16 protein-coding genes are annotated in these 19,988 nt (G+C 70.1%); 10 read left to right on the top strand and 6 right to left on the bottom strand.

Annotated features, from left to right (window positions below):
- Positions 1 to 244: 244 nt before the first annotated feature.
- A complete protein-coding gene (locus JNB61_RS06580; RefSeq protein WP_220339103.1) occupies positions 245 to 1,126 on the bottom strand; it encodes a MarR family winged helix-turn-helix transcriptional regulator in 882 nt (293 codons plus the stop codon).
- A 115-nt stretch (positions 1,127 to 1,241) separates the two neighbouring features.
- On the opposite strand from JNB61_RS06580, the gene JNB61_RS20020 reads away from it, so the two are divergent.
- A complete protein-coding gene (locus JNB61_RS20020; RefSeq protein ID WP_223214650.1) occupies positions 1,242 to 1,868 on the top strand; it encodes a MarR family winged helix-turn-helix transcriptional regulator in 627 nt (208 codons plus the stop codon).
- 60 nt (positions 1,869 to 1,928) lie between these two features.
- Here JNB61_RS20020 and JNB61_RS06570 read toward each other — a convergent pair whose 3' ends face one another.
- From JNB61_RS06570 to JNB61_RS06560, 3 genes are all read right to left on the bottom strand, one after another.
- The gene (locus tag JNB61_RS06570; protein ID WP_223214649.1) at positions 1,929 to 3,887 is read right to left on the bottom strand and encodes a vWA domain-containing protein; all 1,959 of its coding nucleotides are present in this window, start codon (positions 3,885 to 3,887) and stop codon (positions 1,929 to 1,931) included.
- Between the two features lie 201 nt (positions 3,888 to 4,088).
- A complete protein-coding gene (locus tag JNB61_RS06565; protein WP_220288702.1) occupies positions 4,089 to 4,670 on the bottom strand; it encodes a hypothetical protein in 582 nt (193 codons plus the stop codon).
- Positions 4,671 to 4,793: 123 nt separating this feature from the next.
- On the bottom strand, positions 4,794 to 6,284 hold the full coding sequence (locus JNB61_RS06560) for an MFS transporter (RefSeq protein ID WP_308291214.1): 1,491 nt from the start codon (positions 6,282 to 6,284) through the stop codon (positions 4,794 to 4,796).
- 72 nt (positions 6,285 to 6,356) lie between these two features.
- Between JNB61_RS06560 and JNB61_RS06555 the strand changes: the two genes are divergently transcribed.
- The 8 genes from JNB61_RS06555 to JNB61_RS06520 all read left to right on the top strand — a co-directional run bounded on the left by JNB61_RS06555 (position 6,357) and on the right by JNB61_RS06520 (position 14,623).
- On the top strand, positions 6,357 to 7,940 hold the full coding sequence (locus JNB61_RS06555) for an MFS transporter (protein ID WP_220288703.1): 1,584 nt from the start codon (positions 6,357 to 6,359) through the stop codon (positions 7,938 to 7,940).
- Positions 7,941 to 8,046: 106 nt separating this feature from the next.
- Complete coding sequence (locus tag JNB61_RS06550; RefSeq protein ID WP_159840993.1) at positions 8,047 to 8,535, top strand: cation:proton antiporter regulatory subunit; 489 nt, start codon at positions 8,047 to 8,049, stop codon at positions 8,533 to 8,535.
- Between the two features lies 1 nt (position 8,536).
- Entirely contained in the window at positions 8,537 to 9,736 is a 1,200-nt protein-coding gene (locus JNB61_RS06545; protein WP_220339101.1) for a cation:proton antiporter, read from the top strand.
- Between the two features lie 40 nt (positions 9,737 to 9,776).
- A complete protein-coding gene (locus JNB61_RS06540; RefSeq protein WP_220339100.1) occupies positions 9,777 to 10,340 on the top strand; it encodes a hypothetical protein in 564 nt (187 codons plus the stop codon).
- 200 nt (positions 10,341 to 10,540) lie between these two features.
- A complete protein-coding gene (gene dnaK, locus JNB61_RS06535; RefSeq protein ID WP_220288705.1) occupies positions 10,541 to 12,412 on the top strand; it encodes a molecular chaperone DnaK in 1,872 nt (623 codons plus the stop codon).
- A gap of 2 nt (positions 12,413 to 12,414) precedes the next feature.
- Positions 12,415 to 13,032, top strand: a complete 618-nt coding sequence (locus JNB61_RS06530) for a nucleotide exchange factor GrpE (RefSeq protein WP_159840999.1) — start codon at positions 12,415 to 12,417, stop codon at positions 13,030 to 13,032.
- Positions 13,033 to 13,047: 15 nt separating this feature from the next.
- Entirely contained in the window at positions 13,048 to 14,046 is a 999-nt protein-coding gene (locus JNB61_RS06525) for a DnaJ C-terminal domain-containing protein (protein ID WP_159841001.1), read from the top strand.
- Between the two features lie 106 nt (positions 14,047 to 14,152).
- The gene (locus JNB61_RS06520; RefSeq protein WP_220288706.1) at positions 14,153 to 14,623 is read left to right on the top strand and encodes a heat shock protein transcriptional repressor HspR; all 471 of its coding nucleotides are present in this window, start codon (positions 14,153 to 14,155) and stop codon (positions 14,621 to 14,623) included.
- Between the two features lie 66 nt (positions 14,624 to 14,689).
- On the opposite strand, the gene JNB61_RS06515 is transcribed toward JNB61_RS06520, so the two are convergent.
- Positions 14,690 to 18,028 carry a DUF5979 domain-containing protein gene (locus JNB61_RS06515; RefSeq protein WP_220339099.1) on the bottom strand — a complete coding sequence of 1,113 codons (3,339 nt, stop codon included), beginning with the start codon at positions 18,026 to 18,028 and terminating at the stop codon, positions 14,690 to 14,692.
- Positions 18,029 to 18,152: 124 nt separating this feature from the next.
- On the opposite strand from JNB61_RS06515, the gene JNB61_RS06510 reads away from it, so the two are divergent.
- Complete coding sequence (locus tag JNB61_RS06510) at positions 18,153 to 18,569, top strand: MmcQ/YjbR family DNA-binding protein (protein ID WP_220339098.1); 417 nt, start codon at positions 18,153 to 18,155, stop codon at positions 18,567 to 18,569.
- Positions 18,570 to 18,587: 18 nt separating this feature from the next.
- On the opposite strand, the gene JNB61_RS06505 is transcribed toward JNB61_RS06510, so the two are convergent.
- On the bottom strand, positions 18,588 to 19,985 hold the full coding sequence (locus JNB61_RS06505) for a DUF2252 domain-containing protein (protein WP_220339097.1): 1,398 nt from the start codon (positions 19,983 to 19,985) through the stop codon (positions 18,588 to 18,590).
- Positions 19,986 to 19,988 lie beyond the last annotated feature (3 nt).

Here is a 19,988-nt window from a genome sequence, read left to right as displayed (position 1 = left end):
CGTCCGCCCCGTCCCCCCCGTCGCCGTGCGATGTCCGGACTTCGCAGGATCTCAGGCTGGGTCTCCTGCGAAACCTGGACGGAAAGGGGGCTCACCGGCTGTGTCGGCACGGTCGCGCTCCGTGCGATGTCCGGACTTCGCAGGATCTCAGGCTGGGTCTCCTGCGAAACCCGGACCGCGGGATGAAACGCCGAAGGGTGGTCCCGCGGTCCGGGACCACCCTTCGGGGGACGGATGCTGCGGCTCAGGCTGCGCCGGACTCCCGGCCGCGCGCGAAGCCGGCGTCGAAGCCGCGCTCGTACGCGTGCTGCGACCGGCGACCGCCGCGACCGTGGTCGCCGCGCTCGCCGTGGTAACCGTGACCGCGATGGCTGCCGTGACCGTGGCCGCCGTGACCGTGGCCGCCGTGGCCGTGAGTCTCGCGGTCGTGGTGGGTGTGGTGGCCGTGGCAGCCCTCGTCCGCGTGACCCCGCAGGGGTTCGTCGAAGCGCTCGGCCGGGTGGCCCGGTCGCCCGGGGGCGAACCCGCGATGACGGTTGCGGCCGTAGCCGTCGTGGATGTCGGGGTCGAACGGGCGCGGACGCCCGCCGAAGCCGGGGCCGAAGCCGCCGAAGCCCGGACCGAAGCGCGGACCGAAGCCGGGGCCGAAGCCGCCGAAGCCGCCGAAGCCGCGCTCAGGGCCGGTGGCGTCTTCGTCCCACCCCAGTTCGCGGGCGATCGCCTCGAGCGAGCCGGTCAGGGCGGCATAGGCCTCGTCGTCGCCGACGGCCGCAACCACACGCGCTCGGAGCCCGTCGACGATCGTGCCGATGCGCTGCTTCTCGGCGCGGCCGAGGTCGGTCAGAGTCCAGGTTCCGTCGCCCTGCTCCTCTGCCCAGCCGCGCTCTTCGAGACCGCGCAGACGCTTGCCCTTGCGGGCGAGGCGCTCACGGAACTCGGGGGCGTCGATGTCGCCCGAGAGCACATTCAGCAGCATCCAGTCGCGTCGCGTGATGCCCTCCGCCTCGAGCGCCTTCGCGAACTCGCGGGTCAGCAGGCCGTCGACCGCGCGCAGCCAGTAGCCCAGCGGCCGCGCGTCGCCGGGGCCGCTGGTGTCGTTCTCTTCGTTGTCGTCGATGTCGTTCATGGGAAGTCCTTTCGAGGGCGGCTCGAAAGCCGCCGGGTGATACATGTCGAAGTGCATGTACATGCAGTGTGACATGTATTCCAGATGCATGTCAAGTCGCATGTAAATTGGAAGCATGCCGTCCACCCCCGACGACCCGTCCGACGCGATCGCCGCAGCCCTCGCCCGACTCCGCGGGCGACGCGGCCCTCGCCCGCCGTGGATGGAGGGCCCCGGTCCGCACTCCGCGGGCCCGCACGCACACGGTCACGCCGGCCCGCACGGACATGGCGGCGATGGCGCGGCGCACATCCACGCCGACGGCACGACCCACGGCTTCGCGGGTCGCGGCGGTCCGTGGGGTCGCGGGGGACCGGGCCCCGGGTTCGGGGCACCGCCCTGGGCCGGCGGTGGACGCTTCGGCGGACCCGCGCGCATGAGGCTGCTCGACGCGTTGGCCGCAGCATCCCATCCCCTCTCGGTGGGGGAGATCGCCGACGCCGTGGGCGTCGATCAGCCGCGGGCGTCGCGACTCGTACAGCAGGCCGTGGCCATGGACCTGGTGCGGCGCGAGGCCGACCCCGACGATGCCCGCCGCACGCGCGTCGCGTTGACAGACGCCGGCACCCGCCTGGTGCGCGGATTCCGCGGCGAGCGGCGCGAGGCGATCGACTCGGCGCTCGCCGCCTTCACCGATGAGGAGCGCGCCGAGCTCGCCCGGCTGCTGACCAAGCTCGCGGACTCCTGGCCCGGCGCCAACTGACGCTCGCCTGTCACGATGCTCCCGCGCGAGCGGCAGATCGTGACAGACGAGCCGGTGGGGTCAGAAGCTGGTGACGAGGTCGCCGAGCACAGCCTCGAGCTTCGACGGGTCGGTCGCGTCGTAGTAGTGCGCGCCGGTGGCGCTCGAGATCGACTGCAGCGTCGCCACGTCGGCGTCCGCCCCGTAGGCGAGTGTGAAGATCAGCACCGGGGTGGCGTGGTGCATGTCCTGCAGGTTCGCGAGCATCTGCTCGGCGCCGATGGTCGGGGCGTTCGGGGTGTCGTTCTCGCCGTCCGAGAGCAGCACGATGGCGTTGATGTGGTCGCTCGACCACGACGCCGCCTGCTGCGCCGCGAAGGTGTCGACAGCCTGGTACAGCGGGGTGTCGCCCATCGACGTGATTCCGCCGAGCGCGCCCAGGAACGCGTCCCGCGATGAGCCGATGTCGGAGACCGGAGACACGAGGCCAGGCACCATCGCCCCGTCGGGCGCTTGCGCGAAGGCGGCGAGGCCGACGTCGTCGCCGCTCGTGAAGTGGCCGAGGGCGGCCTCGATCGCCTTGCGGGCCTGGGTCAGCTTGGTGTCGGTCGCCGAGATCGGCTCGTCCATCGATCCCGACGCGTCGAGCAGGAAGAGCACGTTCGCGCGCTTGCGGACATCGGGGAACGACGCCTGCACCGCGGTCACGACGTCGGCGGCGGGGAAGGCGAGCGTGCCGCCCTGCTCGCCGTCGAGCTGACCGACCTGCTGGACGCCCTCGTCGAGGTCGCGGTTGAGGTCGCGGTAGCCGGCGGTGCGCACGGCCGCCTGACCCTGTGCGGTGTGCGTGAAGCGGATGAAATCCGCCGCCGCCTCGGATTCGACCGGGTCGACCCACGCGCCGGTGAGGCGCATGACCGGGTTGTCGGCCGAGTAGTAGCCGTCGGCCGGGTAGATCGGCACGAGCTGCTCGGCCGGCGGGTCGGCCTGCGTGCGCGTGATGCCGTCGCGGCTGGTGATGCCGCGGTTGTAGTCCCACACCGACTTCTCGTCGACGATGACCGCCGAGAGGAAGTCCGCAGTGGATCCGGATGCCTCGGCCTGGCGCGCGTGCCAGAGGAAGTGCTCGGGCGTCGCCATGTAGTGGCTCGTCGCCTTCTCGTTCTCGTGCACCTCCGCCTGCACGGCGGGGTCCTGCACCTGGGCGGCGGTGAAGTCGGTCATCGAGCCCGCGGCGGTGCCGTAGGACGCGAACATCGCGGCCTCGCCGCTCGTCGCGACGAGCGGGCTCGTCTTGCCGAGCTTGAACGCGCCCCACTCGGGGTGGCCGAGACCACTCCAGAGGTCGGGGTCGCCTGCGGATTCGAAGATCTCGGCCCACGTCGGCGCTTCGGCATCCCATCCGATCGCCGCTGCCAGGTTCTCGGGCATGGCGAGCACGATGTCGGAGAGCGCGACGCTCGTGCCCTCGGCGCGGAGGCTGGTGGCGCCCTCCGCCTGCGCGACGTCGACCCAGGTCGACGAATCGGGCAGCCACACGGTGGGCTTCTGCTCGTCGGCGAGGTTCGGGAAGCCCGACGCGACGACGGCGGCGGCCACCCCCGACTTCTCGCGAGTGGTGGTGACCGTCACGCAGGAGCCCGCGACATTGCGCGGCTGGCTGTTGTAGGCGGCGGCGAGGCCCTCGGCCATCTCGGCGTTCTCGAACGACGACAGCACCTGGACCGTCGCGCAGGGCTCCGCGCCGGCGGTGGCGGCGGGCTCGTCCTCGGGGAAGAAGATCGGCTCGGCGGCGGCCGGCGCCGCCGGAGCAGGCTCGGCGACCGGCTCCTCGGCGCCGGAGAGATTCGAGACGATCGCGTACGACACGGTGCCGATCGAGCCGACCAGCACGAGGATGCCGGCGATGATCGTGGCGATCAGCGCCTGACGGCGGCGCCTGCGACGGCGCTCGCGGCGCTCGTCGATGGCCGACGGCTTCGACGCCGCGGCGGGGCTCGAGAAGGTGGCGGAAGCGGTCGGCGAAGACGCCGATGTCATAGGTGCGGTCTTCGGCGGCGGGGTCTGGCCCCGGCGGGGGCCAGGGACGTCCTCGTCACCGCGCGTTCCATCGCGCATGGGGGTGATCCTCGAAGCGGGTACGGCCGTGAGGCCGGGCGGGGGGCACCGGTCCCAAGTCCGGTGTGTGGCTAGAGCCTAACCCGAGTGAAGGTGCGAGGCGAGGGCGAGGACGCCGTGAGATCACCGTGAAGCGGTGTTCAACATGCCGATCAGAACCGCCGTCCACCATGCAGTCTGCGATACGACGGCGCTCCAGATGCACCAGAGCCGCAGCCTGCCGGGGAGTGCCGAGAACCGCACCCGGCCGGGCAGCCGGTCGAGCTGATCGGTCAGCCGTGTCATCGCGACGCCGTTCATCGCGGCGACCAGCACGGCCGTCAGCTTGATCGCGGTGAGGGGATGCGAGAGGTCCGGCTGGAGGAAGGCGCCCGTGGCGAGCAGGCCCGCGATGCCGAGCCACGCCAGGGCGGTGACGGGGGGCTCGGTGCGGCGCAGATCCTCGAGGGACGTGCGCCGCAGCATCCAGAGCAGTCCGCTCATCTCGAGCAGCACCGCTGCACCGAGCCCCACGATCACCGAGGCGAGGTGGCCGAAGAGCGCCGGCGCGTGCAGCCACTCGTGAGGGACGACCGACGTGCCGATCCATATCGACAGCAGCCACGCGATCAGCACCCACCAATAGCGGACCGCGCGGCGGTGACGAGCGGCGCGCAGGCGCTCGGCGCGCTCGATGCGCAGGCGCGGGATCGGCGGGGTCGTCACGGTGCCTCTCGGGTTCGGCGAGGTGAGACACGCGTGCGCGACGACCCCCCGTCCGCATGGTGCCCGAAAGCGAGGGTATCCGATGCGACGGCCGTTGCGACCGGCGGGACCTGTCCGCTGCGGTCAGCGGGCGATGTCCTGCGGCCGAAGCTTCACGGGGATCAGCAGCAGGAGCCCGGCGAGCAGCACGATGACGATGCCGAGGATGCCGTAGTGGGTCGCGCCGAACCAGCCGATGAACAGCGCCCACAGCAGAGGCGAGAGGAAGCTCATCACGCGGCCGGTCGTCGCGTACAGGCCGAACACCTCACCCTGCATCCCCGTCGGCGTGACGCGCGCGAGCAGCGAACGGCTCGACGCCTGCGCCGGGCCGACCGCGGCCGACAGGATGATGCCGCCGACCCAGAACACCGGCTTGCCGCCTTCGCGGAGGAAGAAGACGAACAGCGCGCTGACGATGAGGATCGTGAGCGCCGTGATGATGACCGCTCGCGCCCCGAAGCGGTCGTCGAGGCGGCCGGCGATGATGGTGGAGACACCGGCGACGAGGTTGAGGGCGATGCCGAATGCGATGACCTCGGTCGCGCTGAACCCGAACGACACCGCGGCGAGCACTCCGCCGAACGCGAAGACGCCCGCGAGGCCGTCGCGGTAGACGGCGCTCGCGATGAGGAACCAGAAGGTCGGCCGATGCTCGCGGAAGAGAGCGACGATATCGTGCACGAGCACGACGTAGCCCTCGAAGAACCCGACCTTCCGTCGGCCCGGATCGGCCGGCGACTCCGGCACCAGGAAGACGAAGGGCAGCGCGAACAGCACCGTCCACACCGCCGCGCCGACCGCGATGAGGCGGTAGGCGAGGCCGTCCGACACGTCGAGGCCGAACCAGTCGAACGTGTTGAGCACGACGACGAGGGCGAGCGCGAGGATGCCTCCGATGTAGCCCATGCCCCAGCCGAGGCCGCTGACGCGGCCGATGGTCTTCGGCGTCGAGACCTGCACGAGCATCGCGTTGTAATTGACGCCGGCGATCTCGGACGAGACCGATCCGAGGGCGACGAGGATCGCGCCGAGCCAGAAGAACTGCGGCTCGGAGTACACGAAGAAGAGCGCGAACTGCAGGAGCGCAAGCGCGGCGGTCGCGCCGACCACCCACCGCTTCTTCGTGCCGGCGGCGTCGGCGCGCTGACCCAGCACCGGCGCGAGCACGAGGATCAGGATGCCGGCGGCGAAGGTGACCCAGCCGTACCACTCCGACAGATCGGCGAGCGCGCCGCAGTACGCGGTGCCCGAGTCCGCCGCGCTCGAGCACACCAGGTCGCCGTCGGCGTTCTGCGCCGCGACGTCGGCCGGCAGGAACGCGTCGGAGACCAGGTACAGCGACACGAAGACGAAGGTCAGGATGACCGAGTTGAAGGGCTGTGTCGCCCAGTCCCACAGCGCCCACGCGAACACGCGCCGCCGTGGCACCGGGGTGTCGCCGAGGCCGTCCGTGCTGAGGGCCGCGGTCGACAGCACGTGCTCCGCCGAGGGGCCGGATCCCGCCGGGCGGCCGGGCTGCGAGGGGCCGCCGGACCCGTCGGCGCCGGGGGCGGGTGAGCTCGTATCTGTCACGGGAGTGCCCTTCGAAGAACTGGTGCGCAATCAAAGTAGCGCTCGGAAGCACGCTGATGGTTTGCTTCGTTCATGACAGGGGAATCCTCGCCCGAGACGAAGTTCAACGCTCGCCTTGCCATCCTTCTCGCCATGGCGATGTTCGTGCTCGTGGTCGACACGTCGATCATGAACGTCTCGATCTCGGCCGTTGTGAAGGAGCTCGGCACGACCGCGAGCGGCGTGCAGGGCGCGATCGCGCTGGAAGCCCTGGTCTCGGCGGCATTCATCCTGATCGGCGGCAAGACCGGCGACCTCATCGGGCGCAAGCTCGCGTACATCCTGGGCCTGGTCGGCTACGCGATCGGCGCGGTCGCGATGACGTTCTCCCAGAGCCTGACAGCCGTCATCATCTTCTGGGCCGTGATCGGCGGGATCGGAGCATCCCTTCTGCTGCCGTCCATGCAGTCGCTCATCCACGGCAACTTCTCCGGCTCCCACCAGAAGCGCGTCTACGCGCTCGTCGGCGCGTCGGCCGCCATCGCGGCCGCGGTCGGACCGCTTCTGGGCGGCTTCATCACCACCTTCTGGTCGTACCGCGTCGCCTTCGGCCTCGAAGCGGTCATCATCGCGATCGTGCTGCTCGGCGCCGGCCTCGTGAAGGACGTCAAGTACACCGGCGACCGCTCCATCGACCTGGTGGGCGCGGCGCTCTCGGTCATCGGCATGGGCGGCGTCGTGCTGGGCATCCTGGTGTGGCAGGAGGGCGGCGGCTACGTCGGCGTCATCATCGGCCTCGGCGCCGTCGCGCTCGGCGGGCTCGCGTGGTGGCTCAACACGCGCAAGAAGAGCGGCAAGCCCGTCCTGCTCGACCCTGCGCTGTTCTCGTCGAAGCCGTTCCGCACCGGTGTGAGCGGGCAGCTGCTGCAGCAGATCGCCCTCGGCGGCACCATGATCGTGCTTCCGCTCTACCTGCAGATGGTGCTGGAGTACAACGCCCTGCAGGCGGGGCTCTCGATCGCGCCGCTGTCGCTCAGCATGTTCGCGGTCGCGATCTGGGCGGGCCGCCGGGCGAAAGGCCGCCCCGCGAACCTCATCCTGCTCGGCTTCTCCCTCGCGGCGGTGGGCCTGCTCGCGATCGTGCCGCTGGTGCCCATCGCCGACAACGGGTGGTATCTCACGGTTCCGCTCGTCATCGCGGGCTCCGGCCTCGGCCTGCTCGTCTCGCAGCTCAACAACTACACGCTGTCGCCGATCTCCGACGAGCGGGTCAGCGAGGCCGCGGGCGTCAACTCCGCGGCCGGCTCGTTCGGCCTGTCGTTCGGCCTCGCCTTCGCAGGCGCCATCATGCTCGCGACCCTCGCGGCGTCGTTCACGTCGCTCGCGTACTCGAGCACGGTGCTCACCTCCGCGCAGCAGGAGCAGGTGGCCACGGTGCTGGAGGAAGACGCGGAGCTCATGTCGAACTCGGGGCTCGAGCAGCTCCTCGCGGACGAGCCGCCGGAGGCATCGGCCGAGGTGATCCGCATCAACACCGAGGCCCGCCACATCGCGCTCCAGGTGGCGCTGCTCATCCCGATCCTGGCCGCGGTGCTGGGTGTGCTCAACGGCGTGCGGATGCGACGGCTGCCCGACCCGAAGCCGAACGAGGCGGTGGAGGGGATGCTCGGCGGGTGACACCCGCCGTTCACGAGCGGTGCCGGTGCGACTGACCGCCTCGGCACCGCGGCACCGCGCGAGAGATCGCCCACCGCGACCTCGCGGACGGTGCCATCATGAGGGCATGTCCGTGCATGTGGAGCGTGCAGAGCTGGCGGGGATCGGCGTGAGGCACGACCTCGAGACGAGTGCCGGTCGCCGGCTCTCGGTCATCACCTTCCGCGACGGCGGTCGCGAGCTCGCGGTCGCCGACGTGCGCGATCCGGATCGTGCCGCACAGACGCTCGCCCTGACCGACGAGGAGGCGACCGCCCTCTCGGAGGTGCTCGGCGGTTCGGTGATCCTCACCCAGCTGGCGGGGCTGCGCGAGCAGATCGACGGCCTGTCGACGGCCAACATCACCCTGCGCGCCGACAGCCCGTTCGCGGGCCGTGCCCTCGGCGACACGAGGGCACGCACCCTGACGCGGTGCTCGATCGTGGCCATCGTCCGCGGGGGCGCCGTGATGCCGGCACCCGGTCCCCTGGATCCCCTGATCGTGGGCGACACGATCGTCGCGGTGGGCACCCCCGAGGGCCTCGAGCATCTCGCCCGGATCATCGACGGGGCGTGACATGGACGACGGGGCGCTCGTTCTCATCGAGATCGGCGCGCTCCTCCTCGGCATCTCCCTGCTCGGCCGGCTCGCGGGACGGCTCGGGATCTCCTCGATCCCCCTGATCCTCCTGGCCGGACTCGCCTTCGGTGAGGGGGGCCTGCTGCCGTTCAGCTCCGGCGAGGAGTTCATCGAGATCGGCGCCGAGATCGGTGTGATCCTGCTGCTGCTGATGCTCGGGCTCGAATACACGGCCGATGAGCTCTTCGGCAACCTCCACCGCTCTCGTCGTGCCGGCGCGCTCGACGCGGTGCTGGGTGCGATCCCGGGGGCTCTGGCCGCGCTCATCCTCGGCTGGGGGCCGGTGGCCGCCCTCGCCATGGCGGGGATCACGTGGATCTCGTCGTCGGGCGTGATCGCGAGGATGCTGCACGATCTCGGGCGTCTGGCGAACCGGGAGACACCGGTGGTGCTGTCGATCCTCGTCATCGAAGATCTGGCGATGGCCTTCTACCTGCCGATCCTCAGGGCGGTCCTCATCGGTCTCGACGCCGGAGCGGCTCTGGTGACCGTCGTGGTCTCGCTCGCGGCGGTGATGCTGATCCTCTACGTCGCGCTGCGGCACGGCCAGGTGGTCTCGCGCCTCGTGTGGTCCCGCAACGCCGAGGTGCTCCTGCTGTCTGTGCTCGGGCTCACGCTCATCGTGGCGGGGCTCGCCGCGCAGGCCAACGTGTCGGCCGCCGTCGGCGCGTTCCTCGTCGGCATCGCGATCTCGGGGCCGGTCGCTGCGCACGCGCATCGGCTGCTGGCGCCGCTGCGCGACCTCTTCGCGTCGGTGTTCTTCCTCTTCTTCGGCCTGTCGACCGATCCGGCCCACATCGTCCGGTTCCTCCTTCCGGCCGCGGCGCTCGCGATCGTGACGATGGCGACGAAGGTCCTCACCGGATACCTGGCGGCTCGTGCCGCGGGTATCGCGGAGGCCGGTCGATGGCGTGCGGGCTTCGCGCTCACGCCGCGCGGGGAGTTCTCGATCGTGATCGCCGGGCTCGCCGTCGGCGCAGGAGTGGACAGATCGCTCGCCGTCTTCGCGACCGCGTACGTGCTGATCACGATGATCGTCGGGCCGCTCCTGGCGCGTCTGCCCGACACGCGGTGGTTCGAGGCGTGGGCGGGACAGGTGCAGGCCGGCCGTCGCCGGCGAGGCGTGAGCGCGGCCTGATGTGGCAGCATCCGTATGCCGACTGTTCTAGGGTGACCGCATGACCGGCGAAGAGCACCCCGACGGCTCCCGTTCCCTCTCTCGCATGCAGCAACGACGACTCGACGGGTCCCGCGATCAGCAGGACGCCTTCGTCCGGTACTTCAAGGAGCGCGTGTACGCGACGTTCACGGGACTCGCCATCGTGCTGGTGGTGTCGGCCGGCGAGCACGCCGAGGCGGATCACGCGTTCTTCGCCCTCGTCCTCGGTGTGATCGGAATCACCGCGGCGGGGTTCGTGTCGGACGTCGTGTCGCATCTGGCGGTGCATCAGGAGTTCCCGAGCCGAGCGGAGTTCGCAGTGCTGCTCCGCGTCGCCGGCGGAGCGCTCTCCACGATGATCGTCCCCGGCATCCTCCTGCTGCTCGCCTGGTTCGATCTGATGGAGCTCGCGACGTCGCTGCGGATCTCGAGCATCGTCTACATCGCGACGCTCGGCGTGATCGGCTGGGTGGCGGTGCGGCGGGCGCGCCTGAGCTGGGGGCAGAAGCTTCTGGCTCTCGGCATCCTTCTCGCCCTCGGTCTGCTGGTGATCGCGCTGCAGACGCTCGCGCACTCGATCTAGGTGATGCCGACGTTTGTATGCGGCAGTCCCCGAGGCCGCTAAAAAGTTGAGCCGTCCGATATCAACTTTGATTTGACGGATGCTGCGCCCGGGCGTATGGTTGAGCCATCGCGACTCAACCTCAGGGTGGGCCGCGAGAAGACTTCCCTGTAACCCCGGGTGGCAGCATCCGTCTGCGCCCATATGAAGGAGAGATACACATGGCACGTGCTGTTGGAATCGACCTCGGTACGACCAACTCGGTCGTGAGCGTCCTCGAGGGCGGCGAGCCCAAGGTCATCGCGAACGCCGAGGGCTTCCGCACGACCCCCTCGGTCGTCGCATTCACCAAGGACGGCGAGGTGCTGGTCGGCGAGACCGCCAAGCGCCAGGCCGTCACCAACGTCGACCGCACCGTCTCGTCGGTCAAGCGCCACATGGGCACCGACTGGACGTTCGACGTCGACGGCAAGAAGTGGACGCCGCAGGAGATCTCCGCGCGCATCCTGCAGAAGCTCAAGCGCGACGCCGAGCAGTACCTCGGCGACACCGTGACGGATGCCGTCATCACCGTGCCTGCGTACTTCAACGACGCCGAGCGCCAGGCCACGAAGGAAGCCGGCGAGATCGCGGGCCTGAACGTCCTGCGCATCATCAACGAGCCCACCGCGGCGGCCCTGGCCTACGGCCTCGACAAGGGCAAGGAGGACGAGCTCATCCTCGTCTTCGACCTCGGTGGCGGCACGTTCGACGTCTCCCTCCTCGAGGTGGGCAAGGACGACGACTTCTCGACCATCCAGGTGCGCGCCACCGCCGGTGACAACCGCCTCGGCGGCGACGACTGGGACCAGCGCCTCGTGGACTACCTGATCAAGCAGTTCAAGGACACCACCGGCGTCGACGTCTCGGGCGACAAGATCGCGCTGCAGCGCCTCAAGGAGGCCGCGGAGCAGGCGAAGAAGGAGCTGTCGTCGTCGACGAGCACGTCGGTGAACCTGCCGTACCTGTCGCTGACCGACTCGGGCCCCGTGTCGCTGAGCGAGACGATCACCCGCGCGAAGTTCGAGGACCTCACGAAGGACCTGCTCGACCGCACCAAGAAGCCCTTCGAGGACGTCATCCGCGAGGCCGGCATCAAGGTCGGCGACATCGACCACGTCGTGCTCGTCGGCGGCTCGACCCGCATGCCCGCCGTCTCGGAGCTGGTGAAGAAGGAGACCGGCGGCAAGGAGCCCAACAAGGGCGTCAACCCGGACGAGGTCGTCGCCGTCGGCGCGGCCCTCCAGGCCGGTGTTCTCAAGGGCGAGCGCAAGGACGTCCTGCTCATCGACGTGACCCCGCTGAGCCTCGGTATCGAGACCAAGGGCGGCATCATGACGAAGCTCATCGAGCGCAACACCGCCATCCCGACCAAGCGCTCGGAGACCTTCACGACCGCCGACGACAACCAGCCGTCGGTCGCGATCCAGGTCTTCCAGGGCGAGCGTGAGTTCACCCGCGACAACAAGCCACTCGGCACCTTCGAGCTGACCGGCATCGCGCCGGCTCCGCGCGGCATCCCGCAGATCGAGGTCACCTTCGACATCGACGCGAACGGCATCGTGCACGTGTCCGCGAAGGACAAGGGCACGGGCAAGGAGCAGTCGATGACGATCACCGGCGGCTCGTCGCTGCCGAAGGACGACATCGAGCGCATGGTGCGCGAGGCCGAGGAGCACGCCGCGGAAGACAAGAAGCGCCGCGAGGCCGCCGAGGTCCGCAACCAGGCCGAGACGCTCTCGTACTCCATCGAGAAGCTCATCAAGGAGAACGAGGACAAGCTCCCGGAAGACGTCAAGACCGAGGTCCAGGGCGACGTCGACGCACTCAAGACCGCGCTCGCGGGCGAGGACGACGACGCCGTGAAGACCGCGTTCGACAAGCTCAACCAGAGCCAGGGCAAGCTCGGCGAGGCGATCTACGCGTCGAGCCAGGCTTCGCAGGCGGCTCCGGATGGTGCGGCCGGCGCCGCCGGTGACGGCCAGGCCTCGACGGATTCCGACGAGGACGTCGTCGACGCCGAGGTCGTCGACGAAGAGGACGAGAAGAAGTAACCATGGCGAACAAGGACCACAACCCCGAACCGGTCGAAGAACCGGGCGACGGCGAAGAGGTCCGGCCTGAGGGCGAGGGGTCGGAGGCGAACGCCTCCGGCCCCGCGCCGCAGGACGGGCAGGACGACGAGCTCACCGTCGACGACATCCTCGGCGCCGCGCAGAACGCCGACGCCGCGGCCGAGGACGCCGTGCTCGCCGACCTCGAGTCGCAGCTGCTGAACGACCTCAAGCGCCTGCAGGCCGAGTACGCCAACTACCGTCGCCGCACGGAGGAACAGCGCGAGGTCGAGATCGAGCGCGCCCAGGGCGCGGTCGCGAAGGGCATCCTGCCGGTGCTCGACGATCTCGACCGGGCCGAGAAGCACGGTGACCTCGAGGAGGGGTCGGCGTTCGCTGCGATCGCCGACAAGCTCCGCGGCGTCGCCGAGCGCATCGGGCTCACCACGTACGGCGCCGCCGGCGACGCGTTCGACCCGCAGCAGCACGAGGCGATCTTCCAGGTGCCGACCCCCGGCGCGACCGAGACCACGATCCTCGAGGTCGTCGAGACCGGCTACCGTCTCGGCTCGGTGGAGCTGCGTCCGGCGAAGGTCGTCGTCGCGGTTCCCGCCGAATAGCCCGAAGGAGGCTCCATGGCCAGCCAGGACTGGTTCGACAAGGACTTCTACTCGGTGCTCGGCGTCTCGAAGGACGTCAGCGAGGCTGACCTCAAGAAGACGTACCGCAAGCTCGCGCGGAAGTACCACCCCGACTCCAACCAGGGTGATGCGGCCGCCGAGGCGAAGTTCAAGGAGGTCAGCGAGGCGTACTCGGTGCTCTCCGACGCGGAGCAGCGCAAGGAGTACGACCAGATCCGCGCGATGGGCTCGGGCGCTCGATTCACCTCGGGCGGCCCGGGCGGCGCCGGCGGCTTCGAGGACGTCTTCTCGATGTTCAACCAGGGCCGCGGCGCCCGCTACCAGAGCGCCGAGGACTTCGACGACATCTTCGCGATGTTCAACCAGCAGCAGGGCGGCACCGGCTTCGGCTCCGGCCGGTTCGGGCAGCCCAGCGGCGGCTACCGCGGCTTCGGCGGCCCGACCCGCGGAGCGGACGTCACGGCGCGAACGACGATCGACTTCCTCACGGCGACCAAGGGCGAGACGATCACCCTGCAGGGCGAGGACGGCAAGCCGTTCAAGGTGAAGATCCCGGCCGGCGTCGCCGACGGGCAGAAGATCCGGTTGCGCGGCCGCGGGCGTCACTCGCCCGACGGCGGCGAGAACGGCGACATCGTGGTGCAGGTCACCGTGCGTCCGCACCCCGTGTTCACGCGGGACGGGCTCAATCTGCGCGTCACCGTGCCCGTGACGTTCACCGAGGCCGCGCTCGGCGCGACCATCGAGGTGCCGACGCTCGGCGGCGATCCGGTGCGGCTGCGCGTCGCCCCGGGCACGCCGTCCGGCCGCGTGCTGCGCGTGAAGGGACGCGGCGTCGAGACCGCGAAGGGCACCGGCGACCTTCTCGCCGAGGTTCAGGTGGCGGTGCCGTCGCACCTCGATGAGGCCGCGCGCGAAGCGCTCGAGCGCTTCCAGAGCCTCGAGTCGAAGGAGAACCCGCGCGCCGACCTCATGGCCAAGGCGCAGGGCTGACATGCTTGCCGAGAACAGGAGATCTGGCGAGAACAGGGCGATTCCGCGCGAAGCGTCCTGTCCTGGCGAGATCTCCTGTTCTCGTGAGCAATGAGGAGGTGACGAAATGACCGAGGACGACATCGACGAGGATGCCCCGATCTTCGCGATCGCCGTCGCCGCCGAGCTGGCGGGCATGCACCCGCAGACGCTCCGTCAGTACGACCGGCTCGGCCTGGTCGTGCCGGCCCGCACGCAGGGCGGCTCGCGGCGCTATTCGCTGCGGCACGTGGAGCAGCTCCGCGAGGTCGCCCGCATGTCGTCGGACGGCATCGGGCTTCCCGCGATCGTGCGCATCCTCGAGCTCGAGAACCGCGTGCAGGAGCTGCACGGCCGCGTCCGCGACCTCGAGGACCGTATGCGCGCCGAGCTCGAGAAGCGGCCGGGCGCGCGCGTCTTCGCCGCCGGTTCCACCGGCTCGGTCGTGACGCTCCGCCAGGGCACCCGAGTGCGACGCGCGACCGAAGTGGTCGTGTGGCGTCCGCGTACGCCCATCGGGCAACCCGGCGAGCCTCCCGGGCAGACTCCGGGCGCGTGATTCACGGAAGAGGGAGGGGACGGATGCTGCGTCCCCTCCCTCTTCGCGAGCGATCGCGGTCGTGCGTCAGACGCGTCGCGCGCGCCGCATCGCGAGCAGCAGGCCCACCGCGATCAGGCCGACGGCTCCGAGCGGGACCAACGGCGAGAGCCCCCCGCCGCCCGTGGCGGGGAGCGGGCGCGTGGTCAGGGTGTTGGTCAGCGTCAGCTCCGCGGTCTGCGGGGTGCGGACCTCCGACATCGGCAGCGTGACCTTGCCGCTCTCGTCGGGCACAAGGGTTTCTCCGCTGACCGTCCAGAACGGGGTACCCCAGTCCGCCCCGGGGACCGACGGCAGGTCTGCCTCGCGCGCCTCGATGATCGTCCCGACCGGGAAGTAGGGCGACGTGATCGTGACGTTCGGCTCGAGCTCGACGCGGGGCTGAGCGACCCCGTCGAGCCACCAGTCGGCCGGGAACCTCGTCCCCGCCGGGACTGACGATGCGCCGTTCCCTGCGACGACCTTCGTGACGGCCCAGCGGGTCATTGCGACCACCGAGTTCGTCACCTCGAGCACCGGCGGCGTCTCGCTGAGCCCGATCTCGACGGAGTTCCCGGGGCTCCACGTGGTCTCACCCCACTCGTATCCGTCGGGGAGCGCAGACAGGTCGGACTCCTCCTCGAGGACGTTGACGACCGTGCCGATCGGGAACGAGATCGGGTTGCCCTGGCTGTCGACCGGACCCGCGGGCGTGCCGTCGGCCGGCAGCTCGAACCGGCCCGCCAGCACGTCGCTGCTGGGCAGGTGCGCCACGTAGTCGATCGTGAAGGAGTCCACCAGGAGTTCGTCCGGGTCGATGCCGGACACGTCCTTCTGCACCAGGAAGGTGCCCTCGATCAGCGATGCGTCGTTGGTGAGCGTCGCGTGCACGACCGCCTGGTCGTCTGCGCCGATCGTGAGCTGTTCGAGGTCGAACGCGGCGCCGAGCCAGGAGAGGTGCGGAATCGTCGGTGCAGCCTGCTCCTCGTAGGTCACGACGGTGCCGTAGGGGAACAGCAGCGGTTCACCCGCTTCGTCGACCGGGCCCACGGGCTCGCCGTTGCCGGGGACCCGCAGCACGCCCCGCTGGATCACGTCCTCGGGTTGCGTCGTCGGAAAGGAGGCCGTCCAGACCACGGTGAACTCCAGGCCCGGGGGCACCTGGTCGGGCGGGACGCCGTCGAACTCCTTCGAGATGGTGAACGTGCCCTCCTTCAGCGCATTCGTCACCTCGATCTCGATGTCGGCGTCGGAGTCGGCGGGCAGCGGGATGCTCACGATCTCCCCGAACCCCGCGGGGTCGTAGGGAGTCGTCACGTCGCCGATCGTGACGTTGAAGACAGGCGTCACCCAGTCGTCGACGTTCGCGACGGGGTCACCGTCGAGCGTCGGCGGAAGCTCGGCCAGTTCGAGCGTCTCGGTCCCCGTCTCGAGGTCCTCGATGAGCTGGGGTTCGCCGACGGGCAGGGGAAGTGTCGCCCGCTCGGGGGAGGGATCTGTGTTGTACGTGACCGCATAGCCGAACCGTGGGTCCGCAGCAGCGCCTTCAGCGTGTTTCACGATCGTGATCGTGCGCCCGTCACCGGTCGGCGTGACGACGTTCGTGAGTTCGACGGCGACGGTGGTCCCGGCATCCGTGATCACGAAGGTGCGACCCGGATTCCAGCCGATGCCGCTCCAGTCGTAGCCGGGCGGCGGGGCGATCCCGTCGAGGTTCTCGCTGAGGATGATGCGGGTGCCCACCGGGAACTGCTGCCCCACGTCGACGACCGTGCCATCGAGGGGCACATTCAGCGTGCCGGCGCCGATCTGCTCGTCGCCGTCCTGAGCGATCCATGACACGGGAACAGTGCCCTCGAGCGCCGGGGAGTCTCCGCCGGTGAGATCGTCGATCGTCTTGGAGACGCTGAAGGTTCCCGTGAGCCGGGTCGCGGTATTGGTCACGACGACCTGAGCGGTGCCGGTTCCGACGACAAGGGGGTTCGGCTGGATCTGCGCGTCGCCCCACTCCCACCCGGGAACGGACTCGGGCGTGATCTCCTCGAAGGTGACCTCGGTGTCCTCGGGGAACCGCTCGCCCGCAGGCACCGGAGTGCCGTCGGCGGGCACCTCGAGCGAGCCGACGCTCACGTTCCCGTCCGGGTCGACGGCGCGGTAGTTGACGGTGAATGTCGCGTCCTCGGGGAGGTCATCCGCCTCGATATCGCCAGTCAGCGCCTTGCGCACCGTGAACGTTCCGCTGGCGTCGCCGCACGAGATCTCGCCCGAGAAGAGGAACGAGTGGACCTCGCCGCCCTTGAGAGTGACGTTCTGGCCGATCACCTGGCCGTCCAGCGGCGCGGCGTCGACGGTGACCGAGGCGTTCGGCGCGTAGATGGAGCCGTCGATGCGGGCCTGTCCGGCCCTCACCGTGACGTCGCCAGTGAGCTGCGAGAGATCCCACACCATGTACGGCGAGTGGACGCCCTGCGGGTCCGCCCGCGCGCCGATCACCTCGGTCGTCCCCTCGGGCACGCGGATGACGAGCGGGTTCGACACGCCGGGCGTCGGGCCGGGGGAGAACTGGATGAGCGATGCACCGGCGATGGCGGTGTAGTCCACGATGTTGGGCTGGTCGGGGCTCAGCTCTTCGAGCACGATCCGGTCGCCGGCGTCCTCGGCCACGCCGACGGAGTAGCCGACGCCCGAGGCGGGGTCGGCGATGTCGTCGAAGCAGCTCGACGCCTCCTCCCACGACGCGTCGCGATTCGCCTCGACGTAGTCGGCGACCGCGGTCGAGGCGGTGTTCGCTGTGAAGATGCTGCCGCCACCGACGGCGCTGGCCGGGGGCGCAGCATCCGCCGGATACTGCTGGTGGGTCGCGTCGATGAGCGGGGTCTGATCGACGTTGGAGGGGTTCTGGTTCAGACGCAGCCAGTCGGCGCGCGCGAACGCCTGCCAGCCGTCGTCGCGTCGCACCATCTTGAGGTCGCCCCACAGCGCGGGATCGGATGTGCCGGCGCTGGTGATGGCGAGGATGCCGGTGCTCGACGTGCTGTACCGGTTCACGAGGAAGCGGGTGGGATCACCGTCGACCGTGGGGAGGTCGTAGTTCCCGGTGCCTGCCGACACGTGGATGATCGTGTACTGGGTCGCCTGCGGGGCGACCGTCGCCGTGCCGCCCACCGCGATGCTGCCCTCGGTCTCCTGGTTCTGCAGCAGCGCGTCCTTCCGCGCGTAGACCGTGAAGCCGCCGGCGATCGCGAAGGGATTGACGGACTCGGGATAGGCGGCCGCAGCGGGCTCTGGATCGCTCGCTCCCACGACGACCGCGCCGGTGGCGGCGAGCAGTGTCGCGGTGATCCCCGCGACGATTCGTCGCAGGCGTGGGCGGTCGGACAACGGCATATGCGAGACCCCTCATCCACGGCGGCGCGTGGGGCACGCCGCTCGGTAGTCGTACCCTATCGGTCCTGATCAACGGCACAATCAACGGTCGACGCGCGTCGCCATCGGGCGCATGATGGACGCCATGGCAACCCTCGACGACGTGCGCTCCATCGCGCTGGGGTTCCCCGGCGTGATCGAGCGCGTCGACGGGCACCGCGGCGGCGCGAGCTGGCGGATGCCCGCCGGTGTGTTCGCGTGGGAGCGGCGCCCGAGCGGCCGCGACCTCGACCAGCTCGCGGCGCTCGGGCGCGAATGGCCGCCGGGCGACGTCGTGGGCGTCCGCACCGACGGTGTGCAGGTCAAGCAGGCGCTGCTCGAGACCTACCCCGACGCGTTCTTCACGATCCCGCACTTCGACGGGTACCCGGCGGTCCTGGTGCGCCTCGACCGCATCGGTCTCGACCATCTCCGCGAGGTCGTCACCGACGCGTGGCTGCTCAAGGTCACCAAGCGCGTCGGGAGCGAGTGGCTCGCCGCGCACCCCCCGGCGACCGCATAGCGCTCAGCGCGACGAGCCTCAGCCCGCGGCGTCGACCCCGCGGTGGGCGCGGAACAGCTCCCAGTCGGCGCGGGAGAGGTCGGCGTAGGCGTACGCCCACTCGAGGATCGCCTCGCCCGCCACGCGGCCGCCGCCGACGTAGCCGGCGACCGCCGACGACAGCGGTGACTGGCCGTGCGCCCGGGCCAGCGTCGCCGCGCATGCGTCGGCGTACCAGAGGAAGGCGGAGTCGTCGAGCTCGTCCATGTCGAACCCGCCCTTCTTGTCGCGGAACTGGCGCACGTAGAAGTCGCGCTGCGCGCCATATGTCGTACGGCGCACGAAGCCCAGGAAGGGGTCGGACACCGACTGGAGGATCCGCTGCATGCCGACCACGCGACCGCCGTCTCCGTACTGGTCGATGAAGCGGGTCACGACATCCGGCTGCTCGGCCTTGCCGTACTCGATCAGCACGCTCTTGCCGGCTTCCTTGCCCTGCAGCAGCAGCACGCCGTCGTCGCCGTCCTGCATCGAGATCACGAAGCAGCGCGTCCCGACGCTGCCCACCCCCACGACACGGAGGGCGATGTCCGACATGCGGTACTTCTGCAGCAGGGCGCGGATGTCGATGTTGGCCGACTGCACGTACTGGTCGAAGACGCCCAGCACCCGCTCCTCCGACTGGGGGTCGATGTGCGTCATGGTCGGCGGCGCCTCGATGAAGACCACTCGGCCCTCGCCGTCGACGTGCGTCATCTTCTTCGCCGCGCGCGCGCCCGTGCGCTTCTCCGCCTCCTTGACTGCGGAGTCGATGGCGGCGCGCGTGTCGTCGTCGACGGCCCGCTCGGCGGCCATGGCGTCGAAACGGTCGTAGTACCGCTTGAGCGGACTGCGCTTCGCGCCGGTGCCGATGGCGCGTGCGTAGACGCGCACCGCGTCGAGCGCCGCCTCGCGCACCACCGAATCCGCGCGCCCCGTTGACTGCCCGGCGATGACGATGCTCGTGACGAGCCGCTTGACGTCCCACTCCCACGGCGCCCACGCGGCCTCGTCGAAGTCGTTGAGGTCGAACACGAGGGTCCGCTGGGGCGAGGCGTACAGTCCGAAGTTCGACACGTGCGCGTCGCCGCACGACCCGACGCTGACACCGCTCGACGGCGAACGGGACAGGTCGGCGGCCATCAGGGCGGCCGTGCCTCGATAGAACGCGAATGCGCTCGCGGCCATGCGCTCGGTGCGCAGCGGCACCAGCTCGGGGACGCGGTCCTCGTCCTGCGCGTCGAGGATCGCCATCGGATCGCGGTCGTTGGTCGGCAGTTCCGCGAGCGATTCGCGCGGGTTGCGCCCGCGGGCCGCGCGGCCTTCGGCGACGTGGTCGGCGTAGGACGGCAGCGGGGCCCAGGTGCGGCCGATGGGCGAGGCGTCGATCGTAGACATGGG

The sequence above is a fragment of the Microbacterium ureisolvens genome (assembly GCF_019511645.1).
GTDB classification, from domain to species: Bacteria; Actinomycetota; Actinomycetes; order Actinomycetales; family Microbacteriaceae; genus Microbacterium; species Microbacterium ureisolvens_A.
Note: the sequence above shows the minus strand (reverse complement) of the source record. Positions and strands in the feature narration are given on the sequence as shown.

Bases quoted from the DNA above. Each gene is read 5' to 3' on its own strand.
- JNB61_RS06580 (WP_220339103.1), bottom strand. From the start codon at position 1,126: ATGAACGACATCGACGACAACGAAGAGAACGACACCAGCGGCCCCGGC.
- JNB61_RS20020 (WP_223214650.1), top strand. From the start codon at position 1,242: ATGCCGTCCACCCCCGACGACCCGTCCGACGCGATCGCCGCAGCCCTC.
- JNB61_RS06570 (WP_223214649.1), bottom strand. From the start codon at position 3,887: ATGACATCGGCGTCTTCGCCGACCGCTTCCGCCACCTTCTCGAGCCCC.
- JNB61_RS06555 (WP_220288703.1), top strand. From the start codon at position 6,357: ATGACAGGGGAATCCTCGCCCGAGACGAAGTTCAACGCTCGCCTTGCC.
- JNB61_RS06550 (WP_159840993.1), top strand. From the start codon at position 8,047: ATGTCCGTGCATGTGGAGCGTGCAGAGCTGGCGGGGATCGGCGTGAGG.
- JNB61_RS06545 (WP_220339101.1), top strand. From the start codon at position 8,537: ATGGACGACGGGGCGCTCGTTCTCATCGAGATCGGCGCGCTCCTCCTC.
- JNB61_RS06540 (WP_220339100.1), top strand. From the start codon at position 9,777: ATGACCGGCGAAGAGCACCCCGACGGCTCCCGTTCCCTCTCTCGCATG.
- dnaK (WP_220288705.1), top strand. From the start codon at position 10,541: ATGGCACGTGCTGTTGGAATCGACCTCGGTACGACCAACTCGGTCGTG.
- JNB61_RS06530 (WP_159840999.1), top strand. From the start codon at position 12,415: ATGGCGAACAAGGACCACAACCCCGAACCGGTCGAAGAACCGGGCGAC.
- JNB61_RS06525 (WP_159841001.1), top strand. From the start codon at position 13,048: ATGGCCAGCCAGGACTGGTTCGACAAGGACTTCTACTCGGTGCTCGGC.
- JNB61_RS06520 (WP_220288706.1), top strand. From the start codon at position 14,153: ATGACCGAGGACGACATCGACGAGGATGCCCCGATCTTCGCGATCGCC.
- JNB61_RS06515 (WP_220339099.1), bottom strand. From the start codon at position 18,028: ATGCCGTTGTCCGACCGCCCACGCCTGCGACGAATCGTCGCGGGGATC.
- JNB61_RS06510 (WP_220339098.1), top strand. From the start codon at position 18,153: ATGGCAACCCTCGACGACGTGCGCTCCATCGCGCTGGGGTTCCCCGGC.
- JNB61_RS06505 (WP_220339097.1), bottom strand. From the start codon at position 19,985: ATGTCTACGATCGACGCCTCGCCCATCGGCCGCACCTGGGCCCCGCTG.